This is a genomic window from Bradyrhizobium sp. C9, assembly GCF_002532045.1.
Taxonomy (GTDB): Bacteria; Pseudomonadota; Alphaproteobacteria; order Rhizobiales; family Xanthobacteraceae; genus Bradyrhizobium.
The window spans coordinates 1-697 of record NZ_NWTG01000071.1 but is presented as its reverse complement, the minus strand read 5'-3'; the positions used below and the strand labels follow the sequence as shown (position 1 = coordinate 697).

Below are 697 nucleotides of genomic sequence, written 5' to 3'. Positions count from 1 at the left end.
AACGTCCATCTCGCAACATCAGATTGCTTAGTTATCGCCTGTTACCTATGGGGCGTACTGCATTTTAGTGAAACGCTTAAAGCTAAGCATCAACTTGCTCAAAGTTTATTTCCTAATTTCCTAGAATATTCTCGCTTTGTCCGCCGTTGTAATGCCCTCTTACCGAGTATCCAAGTCATTCGCCAAGCACTCGTCTTTAAAGAGGTTGAAGGAATTAGTGTATCCATTATTGACAGCTTCCCCATTCCTTTGTGTCAGCCTATTCGTAATTTCAGAAGCAAAGGTCTTGGAGATTATGCAAATGTTGGCTACAATGCTACAAAGGGACAGTACTTCTATGGATGTAAATGTCATGCTTTAGTCAGTGAATCAGGCTATGTCATAGACTACACAATTACTCCTGCTTCAATGGCTGATAGTTCAATGACCGAGGAAGTGTTGAGTCAATTTGGGACACCAACAGTCCTTGGAGATATGGGATATCTAGGTCAGTCACTGCATGATAGGCTGGAATTAAAAGGAATTGATCTAATGACACCTGTCAGGAAGAACATGAAGCAAAAGAAAATCCTTTTCCCTAATTTTTCAAAACGTAGAAAAGTGATTGAGCGAGTTTTCTCTTTTTTGACAAATCTAGGAGCTGAGCGTTGTAAAAGTCGTTCGCCTCAAGGTTTTCAATTGAAATTAGAGATGATAC

At 40.0% G+C, this 697-nt stretch carries 1 protein-coding gene; it reads left to right on the top strand.

All coding sequences use genetic code 11. The annotated features are described in order from the left end of the window. Positions 1–697: IS982-like element IS982B family transposase (locus CO675_RS39610; protein ID WP_097677273.1), on the top strand; the 697-nt coding region annotated here is incomplete at both ends.